Source organism: Streptosporangium sp. NPDC003464 (assembly GCF_053588315.1).
The window spans coordinates 1-23,852 of the sequence record NZ_JBSFPS010000066.1; the positions used below are offsets into that span (position 1 = coordinate 1).

Here is a 23,852-nt window from a genome sequence, read left to right on the forward strand (position 1 = left end):
GGCGGCATCGTCGCGGCTTCCGGCACCGCCGGCTTCCTCCCTCCGGAGTGGAGGAGGAGATGCGAACCACTACCGGACTGGGCGGGTGTTCCACCACTCGACCCGTGAGCCGGACGCCTCGCCGTGGGAAAGCATTGGGAAGGATCAACCGCAAACGGCCGGTGAGAGCCGGGGACAGCCGGACATGAGAAACCCCCGCGTGACCGCGTCAGTGCAGGTCAGGCGGGGGTTTTCGCTGGTCTTGGTGGCGCGCCCTGCAGGATTCGAACCTGCGACCGTCGGATTAGAAGTCCGATGCTCTATCCAGCTGAGCTAAGGGCGCTCCCGCCTAATTGTGCATGATCTGAGGAGTGTCCATGCATCGGATCGGCGGTCGTGTCGCGAGGATCACTTTACGGGGCCGGTGGCCGGTGCTGTCGAGGGGGTGTCTGAGGTGCCTGTCCGGGGGGCTGACCGGCGCCGCGACCGTTCTGGCGGCTCCGGCGGGCCGGTGGTGACTCTCCTGGAACCGGTGGCGATCCGCGTGGAAACGGTCGGGGGCGGCCGGGCGGGAGGGCTTTACGGGCGGGCCGGAGATGCCTTGGTGGGGGGACATGGTTATCCGAAACAGGTCTTCTCGGCTGGTGGACCGGTCTAGGCTCGTATGTCATGTTCGCCGGCACGGTCCATGAGGAGATCCCCCTGTTGGGTGGTGACGTGACCGACGGGGTGGTGCGGGTCGGTGACACCGTCCGCAGGCCCACCCGGCCTTCCACTCCGTCCGTGCACGCGCTGTTGCGGCATCTGGAGGCGGCCGGGTTCGGCGGCGCGCCCCGGGTGGTGGGACTGGACGCGCAGGGGCGGGAGGTCCTGACCTTCGTCGAGGGTGACTCCGCGGTCACACCGCCGGCCGCCTACGCGGTCACCGACGAGTCGCTCGCCGCTCTGGCGGGGCTGCTGCGGCGTTTCCATGACGCTTCGGCGGGCTTCGTCCCGCCGCCGCAGGCCGTCTGGGAGGACGGCTCCAACGACGACGCGGCCCCCGAGCTGATCGGCCACTGCGACGTCAACCTCGACAACGTGATCTTCCGTGACGGGCTCCCCGCCGCGCTGATCGACTTCGACATGGCCCGGCCGACGACCCGGCTGTTCGACGTGGTGACCACCCTGCGGCACTGGGCGCCGATCGCCGACCCCCTCGATCTGGGGCCCCTCCAGCGCGATCTGGAGGTCGGTCCGCGGCTGCGGCTGTTCTGCGACGCGTACGGCCTGGCGTCGCGCGACCGCCGCCGCCTCCTCGATCTGGCCCGGCTCCGCTTCGACCGTTCCTACCATGCCATGCGCACCAAGGCTCTCACCACAGGCGGCGGCTGGTCCCGCATGTGGGACGGGGGCGCGGGGGAGCGCATCCGCCGGGCCTGCGCCTGGCTCGAGACCAACCAGGACGAGCTCCATGCCCATCTCATCTGACCGGTCCGCGTCCAGGTTCTCGTCTGAGCGACCGGGATTCAGGTTCTCGTCCGGCCGGCCTGCGTCGAGACGGGCCGAGGCGCTGGGGATGCTCGCCGGGGTCGCGCTCGACGCCGTCTTCGCCGACCCGCGACGCGCCCACCCGGTGGCGCTGTTCGGGCGGGCCGCCGCGGCGCTGGAGAGGCGGGTGTACGGCGACGCCCGGCCCAACGGAGTCCTGTACGTGGCGCTGTGCGTCGGCCCGGCGGCGCTGCTCGGGGTGGCCGCGGCCCGCGCCGGGAACCCGGTGGCGAGGGGCGCGCTGAGCGCCGTGGCGACCTGGTCGGTGCTGGGCGGCACGACGCTGGGGCGCGAGGGGGTGGCCATGGCGGAGTTCCTGGAGACTCACGACCTGGCCGGGGCACGCGGGAGACTGTCCCACCTGTGCGGACGCGACCCCTCGCTGCTGGAGGCGCCCGAGCTGGCCAGGGCCACCGTCGAGTCGATCGCCGAGAACACCTCCGACGCCGTGGTGGCGCCGCTGTTCTGGGGCGCGGTGGCCGGAGTCCCGGGGCTGCTGGCATACCGGGCGGTCAACACGCTGGATGCGATGGTCGGCCACCGCAGCGCCCGCTACGAGCGTTTCGGTTGGGCCGCGGCCCGGCTCGACGACGTGGCCAACTTCGTCCCCGCCCGGATCACCGGGGTGCTCGCCGTCCTCGCCGCCCCGCTGGCCGGCGGTTCGGTCCGCAGGGCGGCGGCAGTGCTGCGCAAGGACGGCCACCGTCACCCCAGTCCCAATGCGGGCCGGTGCGAGGCCGCCTTCGCCGGGGCGCTGGACGTCACCCTCGGCGGCACCAACGTCTACGGCCACCGCGTCGAGCACCGGCCCGAGATGGGCGACGGGCCCAAGCCGTCGGTCAAGGACATCCGCAGGTCCGTACGGCTGGCTCGGGCGGTGGGCTGCGCCGCCGCCGGCCTGGCCGTTCTCGCGGCGCTGCGGACCTCGCGCCGGTAGTCATGTGCGCGGTGCTGCGGACCTCGCGCCGGTGGTCACATGCAGTACTGGGGTCCTCGCGCCGATGGTCATGCGCGGCACAGGCTCCGCGTCATGAGCGGGCGGGCGGGCGGTATGGGCTCATACGCCGATGGCCGGTGACACGGGCGGGCGTCATGGATCCTGGCGTTGACAATCCCATGACCTGAGTGGGCGGTGCGGCATGTCGCGCGTCATGCTGGTCACCATGATTGTCGATCCATTCGAGGAGCTGCCCGTGGTCCTGACCGGTCCCGGCGATCCCAGTCCCGTTCGCACCGTGACCGCGTCCGCCGCGCCGTCCGCACGATCGTGTCCGGTGGGCGCGTGAGAGGCTCCCTGCTGGTCGCCGGGACGACCTCCGACGCCGGAAAGAGCGTCGTCACCGCCGGGATCTGCCGCTGGCTGGCCCGGCAGGGCGTGAAGGTCGCACCGTACAAGGCGCAGAACATGTCACTGAACTCCTTCGTCACGGCCGACGGCGCCGAGATCGGCAGGGCGCAGGCGATGCAGGCCGCCGCGTGCGGACTGGAGCCCACCGCTGACATGAACCCGATCCTGCTCAAGCCGGGCAGCGACCGGCGCAGCCAGGTCGTGGTGATGGGCAGGCCGCTGGCCGATGTCGACGCGATGGAGTACTGGGGCGTCAAGGACCGGCTCCGGCAGGTCGCGGTGGAGGCGTTGGAGCGGTTGCGCGACATCTACGACGTGGTGGTCTGCGAGGGCGCGGGCAGCCCTGCGGAGATCAACCTGCGCAGGGGCGACATCGCCAACATGGGCCTGGCCCGTGCCGCCGGTCTGCCGGTCGTCGTGGTCGGCGACATCGACCGGGGCGGGGTCTTCGCCTCGCTGTACGGGACGGTGGCCCTGCTGGAGCCCGCCGACCAGGCGCTGATCGCCGGGTTCGTGATCAACAAGTTCCGGGGGGCGCGCGAGCTCCTCGAACCCGGCCTCGACATGATCAGGGAGCTGACCGGCCGCGAGGTGTACGGCGTGCTGCCCTGGCTGGACGGCCTCTGGCTGGACGTCGAGGACTCCCTCGCCCTGGACAACCGCCCCGCGGTCGGGGGGCGCCCGCCGTACGGCGGGCAGACCCTGCGGGTCGCGGTGGTCAGGCTGCCGCGCATCTCCAACTTCACCGACGTCGACGCCCTGGCCTCCGAGCCGGGTGTGGTGGTCCGCTTCGTGACCTCCCCGGCCGAGCTGGACGACGCCGACCTGGTGGTGCTGCCGGGCTCCCGGGCGACGGTCTCCGACCTGGCCTGGCTGCGCGCCACCGGCCTGGCCGACGCCCTGCCCGGCCGGACCGTGCTGGGCATCTGCGGCGGCTACCAGATGCTCGCCCGGACCATCCGCGACGACGTCGAGTCCGGGGCGGGCTCGGTCGAGGGGCTCGGGCTGCTGCCCGCGACGGTGGAGTTCGCCGCCGAGAAGACGCTGGGCCGCCCGGTCGGCGAGGCGTACGGCTGCCGCGTCGCGGCCTACGAGATCCATCACGGTGTCGTGACGGCCGAGGGCGGCGATCCCTTCCTGGACGGCTGCCGGTCCGGCTCGGTCTGGGGCACCACCTGGCACGGGGCCCTGGAGAACGACGACTTCCGCCGGGCGTTCCTCACCGACGTGGCGGCCGTCTCCGGCCGTGACTTCACCCCCGCCCCCGGCGTCTCCTTCGCCGCGGCGCGTGAGGAGCGGCTGGACGCCCTCGGCGACCTGATCGAACGCCATGTGGACACCGATGCCCTGCTGCGGCTCCTGGAAGGCGGTGCCCCGCGGGGCCTGCCGCTGCTGCCTCCTGGCGGGTCTCCGCACGGCGCACCGGATTTCTCGCAGAACAGAGGCATCTCGCAGAACAGAGGCATGGAGAGTGAAAGATGACCCGGGTCGTATTGATCCTCTTCATCATGGCCGTGGTCGCCGCGGTGGTCCTCGGCGCCGCCCTGGTGTTCCGCGCGTCGCGGGCGCGCCGGCCCGGGCTCGACGACCCCAAGGAGATCCTGAAGCGCCGCTACGCGGCTGGTGAGATCGACGAGGACGAATACCTCCGCCGCATGTCCGGCCTCTCCCAGGACTGGTGAGCCGCGTGTCCGGCCTCTCCCGGGGCTGGTGACAGGACCCGGGGGAGGCGCCGTGCCGGTCGGCGGCTGATCGGCGGGGCCCAGCGCCACTCCATCCGACAGCGCAGGTCGAGGCCAGGTCGAGGCCAGGTCGAGCGGGTGTGGTCAGGTCTTCGCCGCCGGGGTGGGCCGATTCTTGGCTATCCAGGCGTCGATCTCCTCCCAGTGGTCGAAGAGCCAGCGGATCCGGCTCTCGCGGTCGCGGGGGACGTCGGCGGCCCGCACCCGCCACCACCGGGCCTTGATCTCGGCGCGCATCGGGAGCCTGCGCCAGAGGTCGCCGAGGGTGACCAGGTCGTCGAGGCCGGTGTGGGCGACGAAGACCACGTCCGCCTGGGGACAGGACTCGATGGCGGTAATGGCCCCGTTGGGGTGGGGGGCCAGCAGGTGCTCCATCCGGCGGGCCCGGGCCGCCTCCTCCGCCAGCCCCTTGCGCTCCAGGTGGAGGATGGCCCGCAGGCGGCGCCTGGGGGTGAAGTTCCCGCCCTCCGGGAAGATCACCAGGGCGTCGTCGGCGTCCATGTCCGAGGCCAGGCGGCGGATCTCGGTGAGGATGCCGCTCTCGGCGGTCCTACGGGGGACGAAGGCGTTGGGGAGGCGGTTGATCACCACGTCCAGGGACGGGTCGAGTTGGAGGATCGCCTTCATCACGATCCTCGGGCGCCTGCCGTACACGCTGAGGAGATGGTGGACCAGGAGGAAGGAGTCGCCGGGGCCCGCGTGGCGGGACAGGACGATGACCGGGCGGGTGAGCCGGCGGGAGAGCTCGTCGGCGGTCCGCGCCGGCTCGTCGACCTCGACGCTCAGGCCGAAGATCCGTACGGCGGCGCCGTACACCCGGGACAGGAACCACCGGATCAGGGCGTAGTGCCGCTCCTGCTGCTCGTCCCGGTGGAGCCTCCCGCCGAACCCGCCGGCCACCCAGAGCCCCAGGCAGGCGACCAGCGCCATCGACTCCAGGGTCAGCCACGCCGCCGCGAACCAGACCAGCCGGGTGCCGCGCCGCTGCGGGGGCGGCAGGCGCAGGGAGGCTGCGGTCACCACCAGCAGCCAGATCGGGAGCGTGACCACCGCGACCACGGTGAGCACGATGACGAGGGGCGCGAGGATCAGGCGGCGGAGGATGCGGGGAGGGAGCATGGAGACCTCCTGCCGGGACATGGCCTGAACGGCCCGGCTCAGCGCGTCGAGTGCTGGGCCAGATACTGGGACGATGCCCTGTAGGCGCGTTCTATGTATTCAGATATACGTGACGCGTCCCGATAGCGCAGCTGGGAGAGGTCCACTCCGGGGCGGGTCCCGCCGCCGGCGGGCATGACGTGGACCTCGAGGTCGGCGGGGAGGGCGGCCATCTCCTCGGCGAAGCGGTGGCGGCGGGCGATCTCGAAGGCGATCAGGCCGACCTCCCACGGGCGGCGCGGGGCGACCAGGGGCCGCTCGATCCGGCCGACGTGCAGGACGTACACGCGGCGCGCGCCGAGGGCGACGGCGCGGCCGACCGGGATGCTGTGGACCAGGCCGCCGTCGAGGAAGTGGTCGTCGCCGATGCGGACGGGGGGCAGCAGGCCGGGGACGGCGCAGGAGGCGAGGACGGCGTCGACCAGGGGGCCCTCGGTGAACCAGTGGGCGGTGGCGCGTTCGACGGAGGCGGCCACGCACTGGAACGGCACGGCGAGGTCCTCGATGCTGGTGACCGGGAGCATCTCGGCCAGCAGGCCGCGCAGCGGGCCGGGGGAGTGCAGGTGGGTGCCCGTCCTGGCGAGGGTGGACAGCCGGGTCATCCACGACCCGCCGAAGGCGGTGCGGACCACGTCGGAGCGCCACAGCCGGGTCAGAGCGGCCACCGCGTCGCCGGGGGCGGCCGCCAGCATGACGCCGTTCAGTGCTCCCACGGACGTGCCGACGATCACGTCCGGCCTGATGCCCGCCTCGTCCAGCGCCTGCAGCATGCCCACCTCGTGGGCGCCGAGCACGCCTCCGCCGCCGAGCACGAAGGCCGTGTCCACATTCATGGCCTCACGATAGACCCGGAGTCACGGCCTCACGACAGATCCGGCCTCACGACAGATCCAGCCTCACGACAGATCCAGCCTCACGACAGACCCGGCCCGCGTGCCCGTGCCCGCCTGCCGTGCCGGGCGGGCGCCGTGCCGGGCGGACATTGCCCCGGGCGAGCGCCGCTCCAGGCGGGCGTCGCCCCGGGCGCCGTGCCGGTGACGTCACGCCGGTGATGCCGTACCGGCCTAGCTGGGGAGGTGTTCGGGGAGGGCGAACCGCTGGGCGAACGCGGACATCTCGTCGCGCTGCCGGTCCGGCTCGGTGGCGGTGGGGGTCACGACGATGCGGGTCACGCCCTGCGCGGCGAGTGCCTCGACCTGTTCGGCGGTCATGTCGATCGATCCCCACCGGGTGTACTCCAGTGCCTCCGGGCTGCGGCCGGCCTCGGCGGCGGTCGACCGGGCGAGGTCCAGCTGGGTGGTGCGCTCCTCCGGATCGAGCGCGCCACCCGGGAAGTATCCGTCGCCGCGGAGCCCGGCCCGGCGCGCGGCCGCCCGGCTCGATCCGCCGATGTGGATCGGCAGGTGTGTGACCCCATAGGGCTTGGGGAAGCTGCACAGGTCGTCGAAGGAGAAGAACTCCCCGGCGAAGCTGACGCCGTCCTCGCCGCCGGCCCAGAGCAGCCGAATCACGTCGATCGCCTCGTCGGCACGGCGGCCGCGGGTGCTGAAGTCGACCCCCACCGCCCGGGCCTCGCCCGGCAGGGTGCCGAGCCCCACGGTCAGCAGCCGCATCCGCCCCCTGGACAGCACGTCGATGGTCGCCAGGCGTTTGGCGAGGACCACCGGGTGGTGGTACGGCAGCAGCAGCACACCCGTTCCGAGCAGGATCCGTCGGGTGGCCGCGGCGACGAAGCTCAGGCAGTCGAGCGGATCGACGTAGGGCAGCGACGGCGGGAGCTCGAAGGGCCCGGCCATCGCCCCGGGATACAGCACGATGTGCTCAGGCAGATACAGCGACTCGAAACCGCAGTCCTCGGCGTGCCGGGCACAGGCGACGATCCTGTCAGGGTCGGCGCCGTAGTAGGCGGTGTTGTAGCTGATCGCGAACTTCATCGTCATTCCTCTGGTCGGCAGGTGCGATGACTTGCGTGGCCGTCGGCCGGGCTCCGGCCTCCTCACCCGCCCGTCGCAGTCACGTTAGAACCCTGTCGCCGGTGTCAAGGCAACATGTGTCCGGTCACGACTGCGGGGCGCGGCCGATCCGGCCGCGCCGCGACCCGGCCACCGGCTCAGCGGCGGGACGGCCCGGCCTGACGCCGTCACGTCGGTGAGGCCGTCAAGTCTCGATCTTTGATGGGCTTTCCGGCAGATTGCATGGCATCATCCCCGCCATCCCGGAGGCATCCATGGCCCGTAAGGCCGCAGAGCACGCGATCGTCCTGGGAGCGGGGGTCAGCGGGCTGCTCGCCGCGCGGGTGCTGGCCGACCACTACGACCGGGTGACCCTCGTCGAACGCGACGCGCTGGGGGAGGACATCCCCCGCAGAGGCGTGCCCCAGGGGTTCCACGCGCACGCCCTGCTCCCGCGCGGCCTGCGGATCCTGGAGGAGCTGTTCCCCGGCCTGACCGGGGAGCTGGTCGCCGGGGGCGCCGTGCCGTACGAGATGATCGTGCAGCTCCGGATGATCATGGGAGGCCACGAGTTCGCGCGGATGCCGACCGGTGAGAAGGGAGTGTCGGCGACCCGTCCCTTCCTGGAGAGTCACATCCTGCGGAGGGTACGGCGGCTGCCGAACCTGGTGACGGCGGACCGCAGCCAGGTCACCGGGATCATGGCCGAGGGGGACAGGGTCACCGGCGCGCGGATCGCCGGGGACGGCGGCGAGCGGGAGCTGCCCGCCGATCTCGTCGTCGACGCGATGGGCCGGGGCGGGCGGACGCTCGCCTGGCTGGAGTCCATGGGGTACGAGCGGCCGGAGGAGGAGACCGTCAAGGTCGAGGTCGCCTACGCGACGTGGTACCTCAGACTCGCCGCAGGGGCGCTGGGGGAGGACCGCATGATCCTCGTGGGCACCTACCGGGGGCAGCCCAAGGGCGCCGCGCTCTGCGCGGTGGAGGGCGACCGCTGGCTGGTGACGCTGGGCGGCAGCGCCGGGGTGCGCCCGCCGACCGACCCCGAGGGGTTCTTCGCCTGGCTCGACGAGGTGGCCCCCGCCGACGTGGCCGCCGCGGTGCGCGCGGCCGAACCTCTCGGCGAGATCGGCTCGGCCCGGATCCCCACCAGCGTGCGGCGCCGCTACGAGCGGCTGGGCCGCTTCCCCGAAGGGCTGCTCGTCACCGGGGACGCGATCTGCAACTTCAACCCGATCTACGGCCAGGGCATGTCGATCGGCGCCCTGGACGCGCTCGCGATGCGCGAGTGCCTGCGCGGGGGCGCCGACGGCCTCGCCCGCCGTTACTTCGCCGCCGTCGCCAGGGCCCTCGATCCCGCCTGGCAGCTGTCCACCGGCGCCGACCTCGCCCTGCGGGAGGCCGAGGCGGAACGGACCCTGCGGGTCCGCCTGCTCAACGCCTACATCGGCAGGCTGCAGCGGGTCGCCGCGCGGGACCCGCGGGTCGCGGTCGCCTTCAGCCGGGTGAGCGGCCTGCTGGACCCGCCCTCGGCGCTCATGCGGCCCGCCGTGGTGTGGCGGGCCGTACGGGGCTGAGCCGGGGCCGGGCGGCGGGCCGGGAGGTTCACCCGGTGGAGTCGCAACGGCATGAGGACCTGCCGGTCCGGGGCAGGCATCTGTGGGCGGATGGAGTATCGCCGGAGTCCGGCGTGGTCACTCAGCCGAGAAGGACCACGGGTCAAAGATCAGCACGCACCGGGAACGTCGGCGGGGAAGACCCGTCGGGCGTCAAGCGCCAGTACCCGTAAGGATTGAAGAAGAAACTGTCCTCCTCATAGCCCTGGCAAGGGTGCCTGTGCATGATCCAGCGCTGCGCATCGGGTGCGAGCCGGAACCCCTCCCCATCGGTGATCTCCAGTGCCCGCGACTCGACCAGCAGGTAGAACGCCACCTCGTCAATGAGTTGCACGCCGCCCTCCAGGAGTTCCCCGGGCAGGTGCCGTGAGACCGGCTGGACCAGGTCGACCTCCACATCCGGCGCACCCAGCAGATGCATGCCGCAACTTCTCATCAGGCTCCCATCGCTGATCGGCCGCTTGACCCAGGCACGGAACAGCGTGATGGCCGACTCCGCCCAATTCGGCGCGCCGGACACCTTGTCGGCCAGGGTGAGCCACCGGTCCCGGCCGTGTGCCAGGCCGCTGCTCTCGTTCTTCACGGCGGTGGCGCCCGAACGCAACAGCGCGGCCGTCACCTCCAGCATCCGCCGTGAGACGTCGAACGTCCGCGTCCACAACTCCTCGGAGATCGCGTCGTCGGCGGGCGTGGCGTACCGGGGGTCGAAAGAGCGGTGCTGCTGCATCGGCGGCGACAGCACGTACACCACCGAGTCGTGCCCCTTCACCGCCTCCCAGTCCGATTCGGTGAAGGAGACGTCCGCCATGCAAGCCTCGAACGAACGCGGCATCCGTGGGTCGAAGGCCCGCCGGTGCCCCTCACGGTCGACGGTGAAGCCGATCCCCGCGACGTCGCCGACGACTTCTCGTACCGTCTCCACGTCCAGGTCCGAGCCGAGCACGCACAGTACGTGGCGCGGTTTTACCGCGCCTTTCTGCCGGAACACGTTCTTGTCGCCTTTCTGGGTATCGAAATCTTCTTCCCGGAGGGCACCGTCCTGGCGGACGCCGCCCGCCCGGCTCAGCCCGAGGCGGCGGAACACGCACCCCGCGGTACGGATCTGTCATCGCGTCTGTCATCGCGGGTCAGAGACGCGCGATGCGGGAAAGGCCCGTCAGCGGCTCGGGCGGAGCGGTCAGCCGGTTGTGGCTCGGGTCCAGTTCGACGACATGGGTGAGGCCGTCGTTCACCGGCTCGGGCAACACGTCGATGTGCTGCCAGGGCATGCCGAGTACGGTCGATCCGTCACTCAGGTACCTGCTGATCCCGTCTCCGACGACTTCCTCGTCGTAGCCGATCCCGCCCAAGATGCTTCCCCCGATGTCGCGTGCGTGCCCGGATCCGCTCCCGCCGTACCGCCTCGGACCCGAGGAACAGAGGAACAAGGGCGAGGCTAGGGGCCGCCACTGGTGAACGACTTGTCGATCACGGGGAGGCCGTGGACCGGTGAGACTCTCAGGCCGCCGAACTTCACGAGTCAAAGATCAGCCGGCTCTCTCCCTGCGTCGATGACGTGGAGGCGATCTCCTGGCTCCGCCGGCTGTCGCCGTTCCACTTCAGCCCGCTGCCGGCTGATCACATGCCGCGCCGATCCGGGCGTACCGGGTGTCCCGGTCATGCCGGCTGAAGGACGGGCCGGTCGGACGCCGCCTCCGCGGCGGCCACCGAGCGGGTGGAGACGGCGCGTGAGACGAGGACGACCGCGACGACGCACAGCGCGGCGGCGGTGCAGAAGACCGTGGGCAGCCCGGCGTAGGTGCCGAGGACCCCGCCGGCCGCCGCGCCGAGGGGTGAGGCCCCCATGCCGATCAGGCGGTAGCCCGAGTTGACCCGGCCGAGCAAGTTCTCGGGGATGAGCCGCTGCCGCAGCGACACCAGGATGACGTTGGAGGCGGCGTTGGTCGCTCCGAGGAACACGGCGGTGACGCCGATCGCCACCGGGGTGGGGAGCAGGACGGGCACCAGCAGCAGGAAGCCGTTGGCGAGGTTGGCGGTGAGCATCGTCCTGACCTCGCCGACGCGGCGGGCCACCCACCCGGCCAGCAGGGAGCCCGTCACCGCCCCGGCGGCCAGCGCCGCGGTGAGGACGCCGTAGTCGCCGGCGGGCAGGCCCACCCGTGACTCCTCGCCGACGACCCACAGCACGAAGACCGCGAAATAGGCGGCGTTGGCGAAGTTGAGCGCGCCGGCGAAGGCGGCGAGCGCGCGCAGGATGTGGTGGTCGCGCAGGTAGCGCAGCCCGTCGGCGATGTCGGTGCGCAGGGCGCGCTTCGACGGGGTCTCGACCCGGAACCGCCCGCGCATGCCGGTCAGGGCCAGTCCCGCCACGGCGTAGAGCAGGGCGGGCACCCCGAGCACCGCGGCGGCGCCGGATCCGATCAGGAGCCCGGCCAGCGGGCCGCCGAGGAAGTTGTTGCCGACCGTCTGCGCGGCGATGAGCTGCCCGTTGGCACTGCCGAGGCGGTCGCGTGGGACGGTCATCGGCAGCACGGACTGCGCGGAGGTGTCGGAGAAGACCTCGGCGACGCCGATCAGGAGCGCTCCGGCGAGCAGCACCGGCAGGCTGAGCGCCCCCAGCCAGGCGGTCACGGCCAGGGCCGCGAGCACGCCGGCCCGGGCCCAGCTCGCGGTGACCATGATCCGGCGCCGGTCGTGCCGGTCGACGATCGCACCCGCGTGCAGCGCGAGCAGCAGCCAGGGCAGCGTCGCCGCCGCGCTGACCAGGGACACCAGGAACGGCGATCTGGTCAGGGTCACCGCGATCAGGGAGACGCCGACGACCGCGACGCCGTCACCGATGTTCGACAGGCCTGATGCGGCCCACAGCCAGCGGAACGATCGCCCAGTCATCCGAGCCTCCGGTATCGTGTAAAGGAAAGTGTGCAAACAATCCTTTGCAAAGGTAGGGCTGCACGTGATGGATGACAAGACCCACGGCCTTGACGCTTCGGCGCTCAAGGGGCTTGCCCACCCCTCCCGCCTCCGCCTGCTGGATCTGCTGGACCGTCACGGCCCGGCGACAGCGACCCAGCTCGCCGCCCTGACCGGGGAGAACACCGGGGCCACGAGTTACCACCTGCGCCGCCTGGAGCGGCACGGGCTCATCGAGGACATACCGGAGCGCGGTAAGGGCAAGGAGCGCTGGTGGCGCACCCGTAGCTTCGCCTTCGACGGTGACCGCCTCCGCCATGACCCCGATACGGCGGAGGCCGCCGAGTTCCTCCTCGCGGAGATGGTCCGCCAGCGGCGTGCCGAGCTCGCCAACTGGCTGGAGGAGTCACGGACCACCCCGCGGCCGTGGATCGAGGCGGGGGTCAACTCCCGCGTGGCGGTGCGCCTGACCAGGGAGGAGCTCGCCGACCTCGTGCGTGACGTCACCCAGGTCCTCGACGCCTACCACGACAGGGCCCGGGAAAGGGGCGAGGGGGTCCCGGACACCGCGCGCGTCATCGTCCACTTCGACGCCTTCCCCGTCGGGGTCGGGGAGCGGGACCGGCCGGAACGAGACCGGTCGGAACGAGAGCGGCCGGAACGAGACCGGCCGGAATGAGACCGGCCGCCGCCGTGCGGGCGGCGGCCGGGGCCGGCGGGGTGGATCAGTGGATCAGGGGGGATCAGCGGGGCGGATCAAAGGGGGATCAGCGAGGTGGATCAGGGGGGGCGGATGGATCAGGGGATGAGCAGGATCTTGCCCGTGGTCCGGCGCGCCTCCAGGTCCTCGTGGGCGCGGGCGGCCTCGGCGAGGGGATAGCGGCGGGAGATGTGCACCTGGAGCTGTCCCGAGGCCACCCAGCCGAAGAGGTCGGTGGCCCGCCGGACCAGCTCGTCGCGGGTGGCGACGTAGTGGGTGAGGGTGGGGCGGGTCAGGAAGAGGGAGCCGTGCGTGTTGAGGGTCTGCGGGTCGACGGGCGGGACCGGGCCGCTGGCCTGGCCGTACAGGGCCATCATGCCGCGCGGGCGCAGTGAGGCGATGCTCCCGTCGAAGGTGGCCGCGCCCACGCCGTCGTAGACCACGTGCACGCCGGAGCCGGTCAGCTCGCGGACCGCCTCGGAGAAGCCTTCGTAGCGGAGCACCTCGTCGGCGCCCGCCTGGCGGGCCAGCTTCTCCTTCTCCTCGGTGGAGACCGTGCCGATCACCCGGGCGCCGCGCAGCTTGGCGATCTGGGTGAGCAGCAGGCCCATGCCGCCGGCCGCGGCGTGCACCAGCACGTCGTCGCCCGGCTTCACCTCGTAGGTGGAGTGGGTCAGGTAGTGCGCGGTCATCCCCTGGAGCATGACGGCCGCCGCGACGTCGGCCGGGACGCCGTCGGGCACGGAGAGCAGGCGGGAGGCGGGCACCACGGCGCGCTCCGCGTAGCTGCCCATCACGTTCGCCCATGCCACGGTGTCGCCGGGGGAGAAGTCCCGCACGTCCTCGCCGACCGCCACGACGGTGCCCGCGCCCTCGTTGCCGGGGACGAAGGGCAGGGACAGCGGGTAGCGGCCCATCCGGTGGTAGACGTCGATGAAGTTCACCCCGCTGGCCGCGACGTCGATCAGCACGTCACCGGGGTTCACCTGGGGGTCCGGATGGTCGGTGCAGGTGAGGACCTCGGGGCCGCCGGTGGCGGAGACGACTATGGCGCGCATGGTGCCGGACTCCTTCGCTCAGTCGAGTTCGCTCAGTCGAGTGCTTCGATCCTCCCCAACCCCACGGTGATCACTCGTTGTTCCCGGTCAGGGCTTGCCGGCGGCCGCCTCGTCCTTGGCGCCGTGCATGGTGAAGTTGTCGAAGGAGGTCAGGAGCTTGGCCTTGCCGTCCTCGCCGACCCGGGCGATGAAGCCGACCTCGCCGGAGGGCAGCGGGTTGGAGTCCACGAACGACTGGACCCGGTCGCCGTCGACCCACATGGCCAACTGCACGCCGTCCGGGGTGTCCGAGCACTCGGCCTGGAGATGGACGGGCCCGTCCTTGGGGAGCGTGACCTGGACGGGCTTGGTGAGCTCCCCTCCGGCGCTCTTGACGCTCTTGCGGATGCGGGCGTTGCCCGCGGTGTCGAGCAGGAACTCGTAGCGGGTCGCCTCGTAGGTGTCCTCGCCCCGGCAGAACAGGCCGTACTCGCCCAGGCCGGTGCTGCCGTCGCGGATCCCGACGTCGACGCCGAGCAGCAGGCGGGCGGGGAGCAGCGGTGTGGGGCTGGCCGAGGGGTCGGGGGTGGCCGGGGGCGCGGTCGCGAAGGGCACCGGCGCCTTCTCCCGCAGCACGGAGTCGTCGCCGTCCACGTCGATGGCGTAGTAGCCCTCGGGGGCGTAGCCGCTGTTGTCGCTGCCGTCGTAGGTGCCGCCGCTCCAGCCGCTCCCGGTCTGGGTGAAGTCGTTCTGGTAGAGCAGGTCGAGGTTGGCGGGCGGCCCGCCGGCGGCGAGCGAGAGATAGAGGGCGGAGCCGCCGCTCACCGCGACCAGGGCCGCCACCGCCGCCCCGACGATCAGCTTCTTCCGCCCGGTGGAGCGCCCGGCGGGCACGGCCGTGACGGTGTGGCCGGGGCCGGTGTGGCCAGGGCCGGTGTGGCCAGGGCCGGCGCCGCCGGGGCCGGTGTGCTGCCCCGGCGGCACGGCTCCCGGCCACTGGGCGGTCCCCTGGAGCGTGGGCTGGCTCTGGTGGAGGGTGGGCTGGTTCTGGTGGAGGGTGGGCGGGTTCTGCTGCCAGGTCGGCTGGATCTGGTGGACCGCGGGCGGGCTCTGCTGCCAGACGGTCTGGACCGATCGGACGGTCTGCTCGGGAGCGGCCGAGCGGCCGACGAGGTGGTCGAGGACCTGCTGGGAGGTGGGCCGGTTGCGGGGGTCCTTGGCGATCGCGTAGGTCACCAGCTCGCGCAGCGCGGGGTCCATGCCCTCCAGGGAGGGCTCGGTGTTGAGCACCTGATAGACCACCGCGGCTACCGCCTCCCCGCCGAACGGCGCCTGGCCGCTGGCGGCGAAGGCCATCAGGCAGCCCCAGGAGAACACGTCGCACGCGGGGGAGACCGGTTCGCCGCGCAGCACCTCGGGCGCCATGTAGCGGGGCGTGCCGACGATCTCGCCGGTGCCGGTGATGCCGCTGAGGGTGTCCAGGGCGCGGGCGATGCCGAAGTCGATCACCCGGGGACCGACCGGGGAGAGCAGGACGTTGGACGGCTTGAGGTCGCGGTGCACGACCCCGGCACCGTGGATGGCGGTGAGGGCGGTCGCCACGCCGACCGCGAGCGCGTCGAGGCTGGAGCCGCGGAGCGGCCCCCCCGACTGCACGGCGTCCTCCAGGTTCGGGCCGGCCACGTATTCGGTGACGACGTAGAGCTGGTCGCCGTCGAGCGCGGCCTCGATCACCGCGGCGGTGCAGAAGCGGCGGACCCGCTGGGCCGCGTCGGCCTCACGGCGGAACCGCATCCTGAACTGCTCGTGCTGGCTGTACTCCGAGTTGATCACCTTGATGGCGACCTGCTGCCCCTCGGGGGACTCACCGAGGTAGACCGTGCCCATGCCGCCTCGGCCGAGCCGGCTGAGCACGCGGTATCGACCGATCTGTAGGGGATCGCCCGGAGTGAGGTTGTTCACCGTCATACCTAACCGCATTTACCGTCAATGAAGTGGCTCAGCTTACCGAGATCTTCCCGGCGGCCAGCCGCCGCAACAGTGACAGGTCGACTTTCTCCAGGCTGCCGACGGCCAGCACGCCGTACGGCACCGCCCCGTCGCCGGGCACCGCCACCACCCGGCATCCCGCGGCGCGGGCGGCGGTCAGTCCGGCGGGGCTGTCCTCCACCGCCACGCACTCGGCGGGGTCGGCCCCCAGTGCCGCGGCCGCCTTCAGGTAGGGATCCGGCGACGGCTTGCCGCGCGCGGTGTCCTCGGCGGCCACGACCAGGCGGAAGCGCTCCGCCCCGACCGTGCGGAGCACCATGTCCACGATCCGCCGGGGAGAGGCGGTGACGAGCGCCGTCGGCACGCCCGCCGCCCGCAGCTCGTCCAGCAGCCGGATCGCGCCGGGCAGCGGCGTCACCCCGCCGGCGATCCGCTCGGCGAAGGCCCCGGTGAGCCGCGCGCCCACGGTCTCGGCGGATGTCCCGGCGGCCCGCGCGCCGGCCGTTCCGGAGAGATCGGCGGTTCCGGGGAGACCGGCGGTTCCGGAGGGAGCCGGGCCGGGGACGGACGGGCCGGGGACGGACGGGCCGGGGCGCGCGGGCACCCCGTCGGGGCAGGGCCGTCCCTGCCGCGTGCCGCCCCGCCGCCTGTGGTCCTGCCGCGTGGGGGCCTGCCCGGCGCGGACGCGCCGTAGGAGATGGGCGGCGGTGTGCTCGACGGGCCGGCCGAGCACGTGGTCGGTGTCGGCCTCGGCCAGCTCCAGGCCGAGCTCGGCCGCCACCGCCGCGCACGCCTGCCACCACAGCCCCTCGGTGTCCACGAGCGTGCCGTCCATGTCGAACAGGACGGCCCGCAGCTCAGCCGGCACCGGCGGGAGCCTCCGTCCCGGCGGGGACGCGCCCGGTGGCGGCCGCGGCCCGCTCGGCGACCAGGACGGGCCGTTGCACGAGGCCGAGGGCCACCCGCGTGCCGGGGGCCAGCCGTACCGCGTCGTGGCCGGGCACGTCGCTGAGGACCTCCAGCTCGCCCAGCCGCACCCGCAGCCGCGCGGAGGAGCCGCGGAAGGACGACGCCACGACCAGCGCCCCGCCCTCCGGGTCGGGCGTGACGAGCACCGCCTCCGGGCGGACCAGCACGTCCACGTCGGGGGAGGCGGGCGACGGGCCGTCCACCGGGAGCGACCGGCCCAGGACCGCGACCTCGCCGCCGGACACGCGGCCGGGGATGTGGTTCATCGTGCCGACGAACTCGGCCACGAACGGCGTGGCGGGCCGGTCGTAGACCTCGGCCGGGGCCCCGCACTGCTCCAGCCGTCCGTCGCGGAGCACCGCGACCCGGTCGGCGACCGACAGCGCCTCCTCCTGGTCGTGGGTCACGAAGACGGTGGTGATGCCGAGGTCGAGCTGGAGCCGCCGGATCTCCTCCCGCAGCGTGACGCGGACCTTGGCGTCCAGCGCCGACAGCGGCTCGTCCAGCAGCAGCACCCGGGGCTCCAGCGCCAGCGCCCTGGCCAGCGCGACGCGCTGCTGCTGGCCGCCGGAGAGCTGGTGCGGGTAGCGGTCGGCGTGCGTGGGGAGTCCGACCAGCTCCAGCAGCTCGGCCGCCCGGGCGTGCCGCCGGGCGGCGGGCACCTTGCGGACCCGGAGCCCGAACGCCACGTTGTCGCGGGCGTTGAGGTTGGGGAAGAGGCTGTAGGACTGGAAGACCATGCCCGCGTCCCGGCGGTTGGCGGGCACCCGGGTGATGTCCCGGCCGTCCACCAGCACCGCCCCGGCATCGGGGTGCTCGAAGCCGGCCACGCAGCGCAGGGCCGTGGTCTTGCCGCAGCCCGACGGACCGAGCAGGGCCATCAGCTCGCCCTGTTCGACGGTGAGGTCCAGGCCGTCCAGGGCGACGGTGCGGCCGAACGCGCGGCGCAGCCCCCGGAGTTCGACGGTCATGAACGTTTCCTTCCCGCTCCCGAGACGGTGAGCAGAAGCAGCCAGATGAGCAGCAGGCTGATGACGGACAGGGCCACCGAAAGCTGTCCGTCGTTGCCGGAGACGGTCACTATCCAGACCGGGAACGTCTGGTAGCCGAGCAGGGCGGCGACGGTGTATTCGCCGAGCACCAGGGCGAGGGTGAGGAAGGAGGCGCCGGCGATGGCGGAGCGGATGTTGGGGACGATCACCCGCAGCATCACGTGCGGCCACGAGGCGCCCAGGTTGCGCGCGGCCTCGACCAGGGTCCGCACGTCGATCACGCGGAGCCCGGCGTCCAGCGAGCGGTAGACGAACGGCAGCGTCAGCACCACGTAGGCCAGGACCAGCACGACCGGGAACCGCTCGCTCTGGATCGCGATCATCGTCGCCCAGAACGGGGTGGCGGCCAGCGCCTCGGTGCCGCCGCGCAGCGCTGTGCCGATGCCGACCACGTAGGTGATCGGCGGCACGACCAGCGGCAGCGTGGCGACCACTTCGAGCACGGGCCCCAGCCGCGGGGCGCCGAGCCGTACGGCCAGCATCGCCGGGAGCGTCAGCAGCAGCACCGTCACGATCGTGGCGGCGGCCAGCCCGAGGGAGACCAGCAGGCTCGGGAGGAACCCGGGAGCCGACAGGATGCGCCCGTAGACGCCGAGGGAGATGCCCTGCCCCTCGGTGTGGACGGTGAACCAGAACGAGACGGCCATCGGGACGAGGAAGTAGAGCGCGGCGACGCCCAGCACGGCCCCCCGCCAGAACCGCACCCGCCGGGGGCGCGGGGCGACGGGGCCGGGGGCGGACTCCGGCACGGTGGCTACCGCAGCCATCGGGAGCTCCTCCTCTGCAGGGGCAGGTAGACCGCCATCACCAGGACCGCGATGACGATCATGTCGAGGCTGAGGGCGAGCGCGATGTTCTCGTGGCCGATCAGCACGTCGCCGGTGAGCGCGTCGGCGATCTGCAGGGTGACCAGCGGGACCGTGCTGCCGACCATCGCCGCGGCGGTGGCGTAGGCGGCGAAGGCCCCGCCGAACAGCAGGACGACGCCGCCGAGCAGCGCGGGGGTCAGCACGGGGACGCCGACGTGCCGCCAGAACTGCCAGGTGGTGGCGCCGCTGTTGTGCGCCGCCTCCCGCCACTGCGGGCGCAGGCCGTCCAGCGCCGGCGTCACGACCAGGACCATCAGCGGGACCGAGAAATACATGTAGACCAGCGCCAGGCCCCAGAAGTTGTACAGCACTCCCGAGCCCAGCCCCAGTGTGGTGGTGACCACGCCGGAGTTGCCGAGCGTGGCGATCCAGATGAACGCCAGCGGCACGCCGCCGAAGTTGGCCAGCACGCCCGAGGCGGTCAGCACGCTCTCGCGCAGCGCCCGGAAGCGGGAGGTGACCACGGCCTGGGCGAGCAAGGTGCCCAGGACCGCGCCGGCCACCGCGACCAGCGCCGACAGCCGCACGCTGCTGAGGAGGGTGGTGAGGTAGGCGCCCCGCAGGCTCTCGACCACGTTGGCCGTGCTGAAGGAGGAGAGCCTGGTCTGCGGGTCCCTGACGGTGAACGCGCCGAGCAGCAGCGCGAGGGCCGGGATCCCGAAGGCCAGTGCCATGAAGGCCAGCAGGGGCAGGGCGGCCGGCCAGCTCCCGGTCCGGGCGCGGCCGCCGCCCCGTACGGCCGTGCCCGCGTCGGTCGTCGTCACGGGTCAGCCGGCGACGGCGGCGCCCCAGCCGCCGGCCAGGACTTCCTTGGCCTTGTTGACCTGGGCCTCGGTCGGGAAGGTGGGCTCGCCCTCGACCGGGGGCAGGTTGGCCTCGGCGGCCTTGTCGACCGAACCGTCGGCCTTCATGGCGGGCAGCAGCACCGGGCGGGCGAAGCCGCCGAGGTAGAGGTTCTGGCCCTCGGGGCTGTAGAGGAACTCCTGCCAGAGCCGGGCGGCGGCCGGGTGCGGGGCGTCCTTGTTGATCGCCTGCGCGTAGAGCTGGAAGTATTTGCCGTCGGTCGGGATGACCGTCTTCCAGTCGAGTCCCTTCTCGGCCATCTTGGGGGCGTAGGCGGCGTTGTTGTAGTCCCAGTCGATGCTGATCTGGGTCTCACCCTTCTCGATGGTGGCGGGGGTGGTCTCCACCGGGTTGAAGTTGCCGGTCTCCTTCAGCTTCTTGAAGAAGTCGAGGCCGGGCTGGATGTCGTCGAAGGAGCCGCCGTTGGCCAGGGCCGCCGCGTAGACGCCCGCGAACGCCGAGCCGGACTTGGTCGGGTTGCCGTTCAGCGCGACCTTGCCCTTGTACTCGGGCTTGAGCAGGTCGGCGAAGGTCTCCGGACACTTGGCGATCTTCTTGGCGTCGCAGCCGATCGAGACGTAGCCGCCGTAGTCGTTGAACCACAGGCCGCCCGGCTCCTTCTGGTTGCCGGGGATCTTGTCCCACGTCTGGACCTTGTAGGGCGCGAACAGGCCCTCGGCGGCGCCGCTGATGGCGAAGGACTGGCCGATGTCGAGCACGTCGGGGGCGCGGTCCTGACCCTTGCGGGTCTTCACCGCGTTGATCTCGTCGGCGCTGGAGGCGTCGGGGGTCTCGCTCTCGATCTCGATGCCGTACTTCGCGGTGAACGCCTCGATGATCTTGCCGTAGTTGGCCCAGTCGGGCGGCAGGGCGATGACGTGGAGCTTGCCCTCCTTCTTGGCGGCCTCGACGAGCTTGTCCAGCCCGCCGAAATCGGCCGCGGAGGCGGCGGTCCGGGCGTCCACGCCGGCCGCGGAGCCGCTGCCGGAGGGCGTGGCGGTGGTCGGGGCCGCCCCGCACGCCGTGGCGCCTGCGAGCAGAAGTGCGGTCAGGCCCGCGGAGCGGATTCGGGATGCGATCACGTTGTCTCCCAAGGGGGTGTCGCGCGATATGCCATGAAATTAAGCGAACTTGTACAAACAAGCTAGACCCAGTAGGTCGGCAATCGGTTTCCTCCCGATGAACGCCAGGAGTACGTCAGTGGAATGCGAGAGCTGGGGATTCATAGGGGTTTCCGGCTTGTTTAGGGTGGAGGTGGGACGGCTGTCCGGTGTGCGCAGTGAAGGAGCTCCCGCCGGGAGGCCGGCCGGGTGGAGCCGGAGTCGGGCCGGGGTGAAGGGCGGGAGTTTGAGGGACGAGGCGAGGTCGCGCGGCCGGCGGATGCCCGGCCGGGCGTCCGGGTGGAGGCGATCATGACGGCGCGCTACGCGGGGATCGCGGCCGAGCTGAGGGAGGCGATCGTGCGCGGCGAGTACGCCGTGGGGGCGCAGCTGCCCTCGGAGGCCGAGCTCGCCGCCCGTTTCGCCGCCTCCCGGGGCACGGTCCGCCAGGCGGTGGCGGTGCTCGCCGCCGAGGGGCTGGTCGGCTCCCGGCAGGGGGCCAGGCGGATCGTGCTCGGCCGCGAGCGCAGCCAGAGCTTCGCCGAGCTGAACAGCTTCGCGCAGTGGGCCAGGGCGATGGGTCACCGGGTCAGCGGGCGGGTGCTGGAGCAGCGGCGCCGGGGCGCGGACGCCGCCGAGGCGGCCCGGCTCGCGCTCCAGCCGGGCGATCCGGTGCTGTCGGTGCTACGGCTGCGCTCGCTCGAAGGCGAGCCGGTGCTGCTGGAGCGGACCGTCTACGCCGGATGGATCGCTCCGGCCGTCGAGCGGATCGACCCCGGGTGCGAGTCGGTCACCCAGGCCCTCTACGACGGCGTCGGCCTCGTCATCGCCTACGGCGAGCATCTCATCGACGCGGTCGCGGCGGGGGCCGAGGACTCCCGGCTGCTGGCCGTGCGGCGGGGCAGCCCGCTGCTGCGCCAGCGGCGGGTCACCACCACCCACGAGGGCCGCCCGGTCGAGCTGTCCGACGACCGCTACCGCGCGGGCAGCGTGACCTTCAGCATCCGTAACTCGGTGGACGCCAATCCGCTGGTGCGGCAGGTGGGGGACTTGCGTCCGGCTCCGTGAGAACGTATGTTCGATAGACGTGCCCCGTCTTCCCCCGGGTGCCGATCCGGAATCCGCAGGGGGAGAAGCGTCGTGAGCAGACTTTACGGTGACCCGATCGAGGTGTGGACCCGGGAGGGGCAGCCGGTCCAGTTCGTCTGGCGTGACCGGCTGCACGCCGTCCGCCGGGTGGTGGACCACTGGGTGGTCTCGCGCGAGTGGTGGAAGACCTCCGACAGCGATCCGGGGGAGCGCCGGTTCTGGCGGGTCGAGGCCGACCCCGGCAGCAGGGTCGGCACCTACGAGCTCCGCTTCGACACCGCGGGTGAGGGCTGGCTGCTGATGAGGGCGTGGGACTGACGGTGCTGAGGGCGCGGGGCTGACGGCGCTGAGAGCGCGGGACTGACAGCGCTGAGAGCGCGGGACTGACGGTCCCGCCCGCCGCGGCCCTCCCGGGGCGCCCTCGCGGTCAGTGCTGGGCCTGTCGTACGGCGTCCCGCTCGGTGAGGGGCCGTCAGTGCTGGGCCTGCCGTGCCGCGCTCCGCTCGGTGAGGAGCCGTGAGAGGGCCTGCGGTGCGGCCGGGGCCGCCGGGGCCCGGCGGGCCCGGCCGGCGCCCATGGTCTGGATCCGGGTGATCTGCCGGACGGTCGCCGCGCACAGCAGGGCCGAGACCGCGACGGTGGCCAGCTCGGCTGGGCCGAGGCCGGTCAACTCGCTGTCACCCGGGGTGCCGAGCGGCGGCCGCGTCAACACCAGGGCGAGCAGGGTCAGCCAGCTCAGCCACCAGGCGGCCAGCAGCGCCGCCCAGCGGCCGTGGTGGCCGGCCGGCGGCCGGGAGTCACGCCAGAGGCGGTGCACCAGCACCGGCGGAGCGATCAGGTTGACCGCCGGCACGGCCCAGGCGGCCAGCACCCGGCCCGCCGGCGCCCCGGGGACGGCGCTCTGGCGGGCCTGGACCAGCCAGGTCAGGTAGGCGGCGACGGCCGCGACGGTCGTCGCGGCGGCGAGCATGACGAGGACGGCGAAGACGCTGACCGCGCCGGCGAGGGCCTGCGCACCGGGGGCATGGGGGTCGCCGCCGAGTGCCGAGATCTCCCGGGCCAGCCGCCGGCCACGGGCCTGCTCGAACACCACCAGGGCGGCGGTGGCGGCCACCTGGGCGGTGAGGGTTGCATATACGGCTGAAGCAGACTTTTTAGGTAGGGATGGGACGGAGCGCATGTATATCTCCCCCCGCCATGCGCTGAAGGACCTGCCCCTTTCCTATCCCTCCCGCGCCTGCGCTAATCTGCCTGTTTGCTCCCTCCCGCGCCTGCGTCGATCTGCCTGTCCGCGCCGGGCGGATCAGCTCACCACACCCGACTCCCACGCCCAGGCCGCGATCTCCACCCGGTTCCTGGCGCCGAGTTTCGCCTGGATGCTCCCCAGGTGCGTCTTGACCGTGGACAGTGAGACGAACAGCTCCGCCGCGACCTCCTGGTTGGTCCGTCCCCTGGCCACCAGGCGGACGACGTCCAGCTCGCGCTCGGTCAGCGGCTCGCTGAGCGGCCGGGCGGTCCCGGCCCGCGGATGGGCCAGGTGTTCGAGCAGGCGCACGGTCACCGACGGCGACACCAGCGCGTCCCCGGCCGCCGCGGCCCGGACCGCCTCGATCAGCAGCGTCGGCCCGCTGTCCTTGAGCAGGAACCCGGTCGCGCCCGCGCGCAGCGCCCCGTAGACGTATTCGTCCAGGTCGAAGGTCGTGACGATGACCACCCGCATGGGATCGGGGACGCCGGGACCGGCCAGGATCCGGGTGGCCTCCAGGCCGTCCAGCTTGGGCATCCGGATGTCGAGCAGGCACACGTCGGGCCGGAGCCGCCTGGCGTGCTCGACCGCCTCGGCGCCGTTGCCGGCGGTCGCCACGACCTCCATGTCCTCCTGGGCGTCCAGAATCATCTGGAAGCCGGTCCGCACCAGCTCCTGGTCGTCAGCGATGAGCACCCGAATCGTCACCTGATGGATTCT

The 23,852-nt window shown here is 72.4% G+C and carries 23 protein-coding genes and 1 tRNA gene; 8 read left to right on the top strand and 16 right to left on the bottom strand.

What is annotated here, in order from left to right; genetic code table 11:
• Positions 1–245 precede the first annotated feature (245 nt).
• Positions 246–322: transfer RNA gene (locus ACWDS7_RS16935), tRNA-Arg, on the bottom strand.
• Positions 323–648: 326 nt separating this feature from the next.
• On the opposite strand from ACWDS7_RS16935, the gene ACWDS7_RS16940 reads away from it, so the two are divergent.
• The 4 genes from ACWDS7_RS16940 to ACWDS7_RS16955 all read left to right on the top strand — a co-directional run bounded on the left by ACWDS7_RS16940 (position 649) and on the right by ACWDS7_RS16955 (position 4,539).
• On the top strand, positions 649–1,449 hold the full coding sequence (locus ACWDS7_RS16940) for a phosphotransferase enzyme family protein (RefSeq protein WP_306866123.1): 801 nt from the start codon (positions 649–651) through the stop codon (positions 1,447–1,449).
• Positions 1,450–1,537: 88 nt separating this feature from the next.
• A complete protein-coding gene (locus ACWDS7_RS16945) occupies positions 1,538–2,446 on the top strand; it encodes a cobalamin biosynthesis protein (RefSeq protein ID WP_451930052.1) in 909 nt (302 codons plus the stop codon).
• A gap of 345 nt (positions 2,447–2,791) precedes the next feature.
• Positions 2,792–4,339, top strand: coding sequence for a cobyric acid synthase (locus ACWDS7_RS16950; protein WP_451930053.1), 1,548 nt, complete (start codon positions 2,792–2,794; stop codon positions 4,337–4,339).
• The gene (locus ACWDS7_RS16955) at positions 4,336–4,539 is read left to right on the top strand and encodes an SHOCT domain-containing protein (RefSeq protein WP_306866126.1); all 204 of its coding nucleotides are present in this window, start codon (positions 4,336–4,338) and stop codon (positions 4,537–4,539) included. Before ACWDS7_RS16950 ends, ACWDS7_RS16955 begins: the two co-directional genes overlap by 4 nt.
• A gap of 144 nt (positions 4,540–4,683) precedes the next feature.
• Here the strand turns inward: ACWDS7_RS16955 and ACWDS7_RS16960 are convergent, their stop codons facing one another.
• The 3 genes from ACWDS7_RS16960 to ACWDS7_RS16970 form a co-directional block, all read right to left on the bottom strand.
• Positions 4,684–5,718 (bottom strand): 1-acyl-sn-glycerol-3-phosphate acyltransferase, encoded by a 1,035-nt coding sequence (locus tag ACWDS7_RS16960; protein ID WP_451930054.1) that lies wholly within the window; start codon positions 5,716–5,718, stop codon positions 4,684–4,686.
• 38 nt (positions 5,719–5,756) lie between these two features.
• Positions 5,757–6,590, bottom strand: a complete 834-nt coding sequence (locus ACWDS7_RS16965) for a patatin-like phospholipase family protein (RefSeq protein ID WP_451930055.1) — start codon at positions 6,588–6,590, stop codon at positions 5,757–5,759.
• Between the two features lie 231 nt (positions 6,591–6,821).
• Positions 6,822–7,691 (bottom strand): TIGR03619 family F420-dependent LLM class oxidoreductase, encoded by an 870-nt coding sequence (locus ACWDS7_RS16970; RefSeq protein ID WP_451930056.1) that lies wholly within the window; start codon positions 7,689–7,691, stop codon positions 6,822–6,824.
• A 293-nt stretch (positions 7,692–7,984) separates the two neighbouring features.
• Between ACWDS7_RS16970 and ACWDS7_RS16975 the strand changes: the two genes are divergently transcribed.
• Positions 7,985–9,286, top strand: coding sequence for an FAD-dependent oxidoreductase (locus ACWDS7_RS16975; protein WP_451930057.1), 1,302 nt, complete (start codon positions 7,985–7,987; stop codon positions 9,284–9,286).
• A 142-nt stretch (positions 9,287–9,428) separates the two neighbouring features.
• Here the strand turns inward: ACWDS7_RS16975 and ACWDS7_RS16980 are convergent, their stop codons facing one another.
• The 3 genes from ACWDS7_RS16980 to ACWDS7_RS16990 form a co-directional block, all read right to left on the bottom strand.
• Positions 9,429–10,409 (bottom strand): hypothetical protein, encoded by a 981-nt coding sequence (locus ACWDS7_RS16980; protein ID WP_451930058.1) that lies wholly within the window; start codon positions 10,407–10,409, stop codon positions 9,429–9,431.
• Between the two features lie 43 nt (positions 10,410–10,452).
• A complete protein-coding gene (locus ACWDS7_RS16985) occupies positions 10,453–10,674 on the bottom strand; it encodes a hypothetical protein (protein WP_451930059.1) in 222 nt (73 codons plus the stop codon).
• Between the two features lie 307 nt (positions 10,675–10,981).
• Positions 10,982–12,217 carry an MFS transporter gene (locus tag ACWDS7_RS16990; RefSeq protein ID WP_451930060.1) on the bottom strand — a complete coding sequence of 412 codons (1,236 nt, stop codon included), beginning with the start codon at positions 12,215–12,217 and terminating at the stop codon, positions 10,982–10,984.
• Between the two features lie 67 nt (positions 12,218–12,284).
• Between ACWDS7_RS16990 and ACWDS7_RS16995 the strand changes: the two genes are divergently transcribed.
• On the top strand, positions 12,285–12,917 hold the full coding sequence (locus ACWDS7_RS16995) for a helix-turn-helix domain-containing protein (RefSeq protein WP_451930061.1): 633 nt from the start codon (positions 12,285–12,287) through the stop codon (positions 12,915–12,917).
• A gap of 119 nt (positions 12,918–13,036) precedes the next feature.
• On the opposite strand, the gene ACWDS7_RS17000 is transcribed toward ACWDS7_RS16995, so the two are convergent.
• The 7 genes from ACWDS7_RS17000 to ACWDS7_RS17030 all read right to left on the bottom strand — a co-directional run bounded on the left by ACWDS7_RS17000 (position 13,037) and on the right by ACWDS7_RS17030 (position 20,779).
• On the bottom strand, positions 13,037–13,996 hold the full coding sequence (locus ACWDS7_RS17000) for a quinone oxidoreductase family protein (protein WP_306866148.1): 960 nt from the start codon (positions 13,994–13,996) through the stop codon (positions 13,037–13,039).
• A gap of 87 nt (positions 13,997–14,083) precedes the next feature.
• Positions 14,084–15,955: a serine/threonine-protein kinase gene (locus ACWDS7_RS17005; protein WP_451930062.1), complete on the bottom strand. Its 1,872-nt coding sequence runs from the start codon at positions 15,953–15,955 to the stop codon at positions 14,084–14,086.
• 19 nt (positions 15,956–15,974) lie between these two features.
• A complete protein-coding gene (locus tag ACWDS7_RS17010; RefSeq protein ID WP_451930063.1) occupies positions 15,975–16,832 on the bottom strand; it encodes an HAD family hydrolase in 858 nt (285 codons plus the stop codon).
• Positions 16,822–17,904, bottom strand: a complete 1,083-nt coding sequence (locus tag ACWDS7_RS17015; RefSeq protein ID WP_451930064.1) for an ABC transporter ATP-binding protein — start codon at positions 17,902–17,904, stop codon at positions 16,822–16,824. The genes ACWDS7_RS17010 and ACWDS7_RS17015 overlap by 11 nt, the downstream gene beginning before the upstream one ends.
• Positions 17,901–18,752 carry an ABC transporter permease gene (locus ACWDS7_RS17020; RefSeq protein WP_451930065.1) on the bottom strand — a complete coding sequence of 284 codons (852 nt, stop codon included), beginning with the start codon at positions 18,750–18,752 and terminating at the stop codon, positions 17,901–17,903. Before ACWDS7_RS17020 ends, ACWDS7_RS17015 begins: the two co-directional genes overlap by 4 nt.
• On the bottom strand, positions 18,740–19,618 hold the full coding sequence (locus ACWDS7_RS17025) for an ABC transporter permease (protein WP_451930066.1): 879 nt from the start codon (positions 19,616–19,618) through the stop codon (positions 18,740–18,742). The genes ACWDS7_RS17020 and ACWDS7_RS17025 overlap by 13 nt, the downstream gene beginning before the upstream one ends.
• Before the next feature lie 3 nt (positions 19,619–19,621).
• Positions 19,622–20,779 carry an ABC transporter substrate-binding protein gene (locus tag ACWDS7_RS17030; protein ID WP_306866162.1) on the bottom strand — a complete coding sequence of 386 codons (1,158 nt, stop codon included), beginning with the start codon at positions 20,777–20,779 and terminating at the stop codon, positions 19,622–19,624.
• A gap of 330 nt (positions 20,780–21,109) precedes the next feature.
• Here ACWDS7_RS17030 and ACWDS7_RS17035 point away from each other — a divergent pair, with 330 nt between their 5' ends.
• Entirely contained in the window at positions 21,110–21,865 is a 756-nt protein-coding gene (locus ACWDS7_RS17035; protein WP_451930067.1) for a GntR family transcriptional regulator, read from the top strand.
• 72 nt (positions 21,866–21,937) lie between these two features.
• The gene (locus ACWDS7_RS17040) at positions 21,938–22,204 is read left to right on the top strand and encodes a DUF6504 family protein (protein ID WP_451930068.1); all 267 of its coding nucleotides are present in this window, start codon (positions 21,938–21,940) and stop codon (positions 22,202–22,204) included.
• 154 nt (positions 22,205–22,358) lie between these two features.
• On the opposite strand, the gene ACWDS7_RS17045 is transcribed toward ACWDS7_RS17040, so the two are convergent.
• Together ACWDS7_RS17045 and ACWDS7_RS17050 are read right to left on the bottom strand one after the other, a co-directional pair.
• Positions 22,359–23,000, bottom strand: coding sequence for a DUF4328 domain-containing protein (locus ACWDS7_RS17045; RefSeq protein ID WP_451930069.1), 642 nt, complete (start codon positions 22,998–23,000; stop codon positions 22,359–22,361).
• Between the two features lie 189 nt (positions 23,001–23,189).
• Positions 23,190–23,840, bottom strand: coding sequence for a response regulator (locus ACWDS7_RS17050; protein WP_451930070.1), 651 nt, complete (start codon positions 23,838–23,840; stop codon positions 23,190–23,192).
• Positions 23,841–23,852 lie beyond the last annotated feature (12 nt).

What these genes read in the sequence shown, in the direction of transcription:
- ACWDS7_RS16940 (WP_306866123.1), top strand. Translation starts at nt 649, where the DNA reads ATGTTCGCCGGCACGGTCCATGAGGAGATCCCCCTGTTGGGTGGTGAC.
- ACWDS7_RS16945 (WP_451930052.1), top strand. Translation starts at nt 1,538, where the DNA reads ATGCTCGCCGGGGTCGCGCTCGACGCCGTCTTCGCCGACCCGCGACGC.
- ACWDS7_RS16955 (WP_306866126.1), top strand. Translation starts at nt 4,336, where the DNA reads ATGACCCGGGTCGTATTGATCCTCTTCATCATGGCCGTGGTCGCCGCG.
- ACWDS7_RS16960 (WP_451930054.1), bottom strand. Translation starts at nt 5,718, where the DNA reads ATGCTCCCTCCCCGCATCCTCCGCCGCCTGATCCTCGCGCCCCTCGTC.
- ACWDS7_RS16965 (WP_451930055.1), bottom strand. Translation starts at nt 6,590, where the DNA reads ATGAATGTGGACACGGCCTTCGTGCTCGGCGGCGGAGGCGTGCTCGGC.
- ACWDS7_RS16970 (WP_451930056.1), bottom strand. Translation starts at nt 7,691, where the DNA reads ATGAAGTTCGCGATCAGCTACAACACCGCCTACTACGGCGCCGACCCT.
- ACWDS7_RS16975 (WP_451930057.1), top strand. Translation starts at nt 7,985, where the DNA reads ATGGCCCGTAAGGCCGCAGAGCACGCGATCGTCCTGGGAGCGGGGGTC.
- ACWDS7_RS16990 (WP_451930060.1), bottom strand. Translation starts at nt 12,217, where the DNA reads ATGACTGGGCGATCGTTCCGCTGGCTGTGGGCCGCATCAGGCCTGTCG.
- ACWDS7_RS16995 (WP_451930061.1), top strand. Translation starts at nt 12,285, where the DNA reads ATGGATGACAAGACCCACGGCCTTGACGCTTCGGCGCTCAAGGGGCTT.
- ACWDS7_RS17000 (WP_306866148.1), bottom strand. Translation starts at nt 13,996, where the DNA reads ATGCGCGCCATAGTCGTCTCCGCCACCGGCGGCCCCGAGGTCCTCACC.
- ACWDS7_RS17005 (WP_451930062.1), bottom strand. Translation starts at nt 15,955, where the DNA reads ATGCGGTTAGGTATGACGGTGAACAACCTCACTCCGGGCGATCCCCTA.
- ACWDS7_RS17015 (WP_451930064.1), bottom strand. Translation starts at nt 17,904, where the DNA reads ATGACCGTCGAACTCCGGGGGCTGCGCCGCGCGTTCGGCCGCACCGTC.
- ACWDS7_RS17020 (WP_451930065.1), bottom strand. Translation starts at nt 18,752, where the DNA reads ATGGCTGCGGTAGCCACCGTGCCGGAGTCCGCCCCCGGCCCCGTCGCC.
- ACWDS7_RS17035 (WP_451930067.1), top strand. Translation starts at nt 21,110, where the DNA reads ATGACGGCGCGCTACGCGGGGATCGCGGCCGAGCTGAGGGAGGCGATC.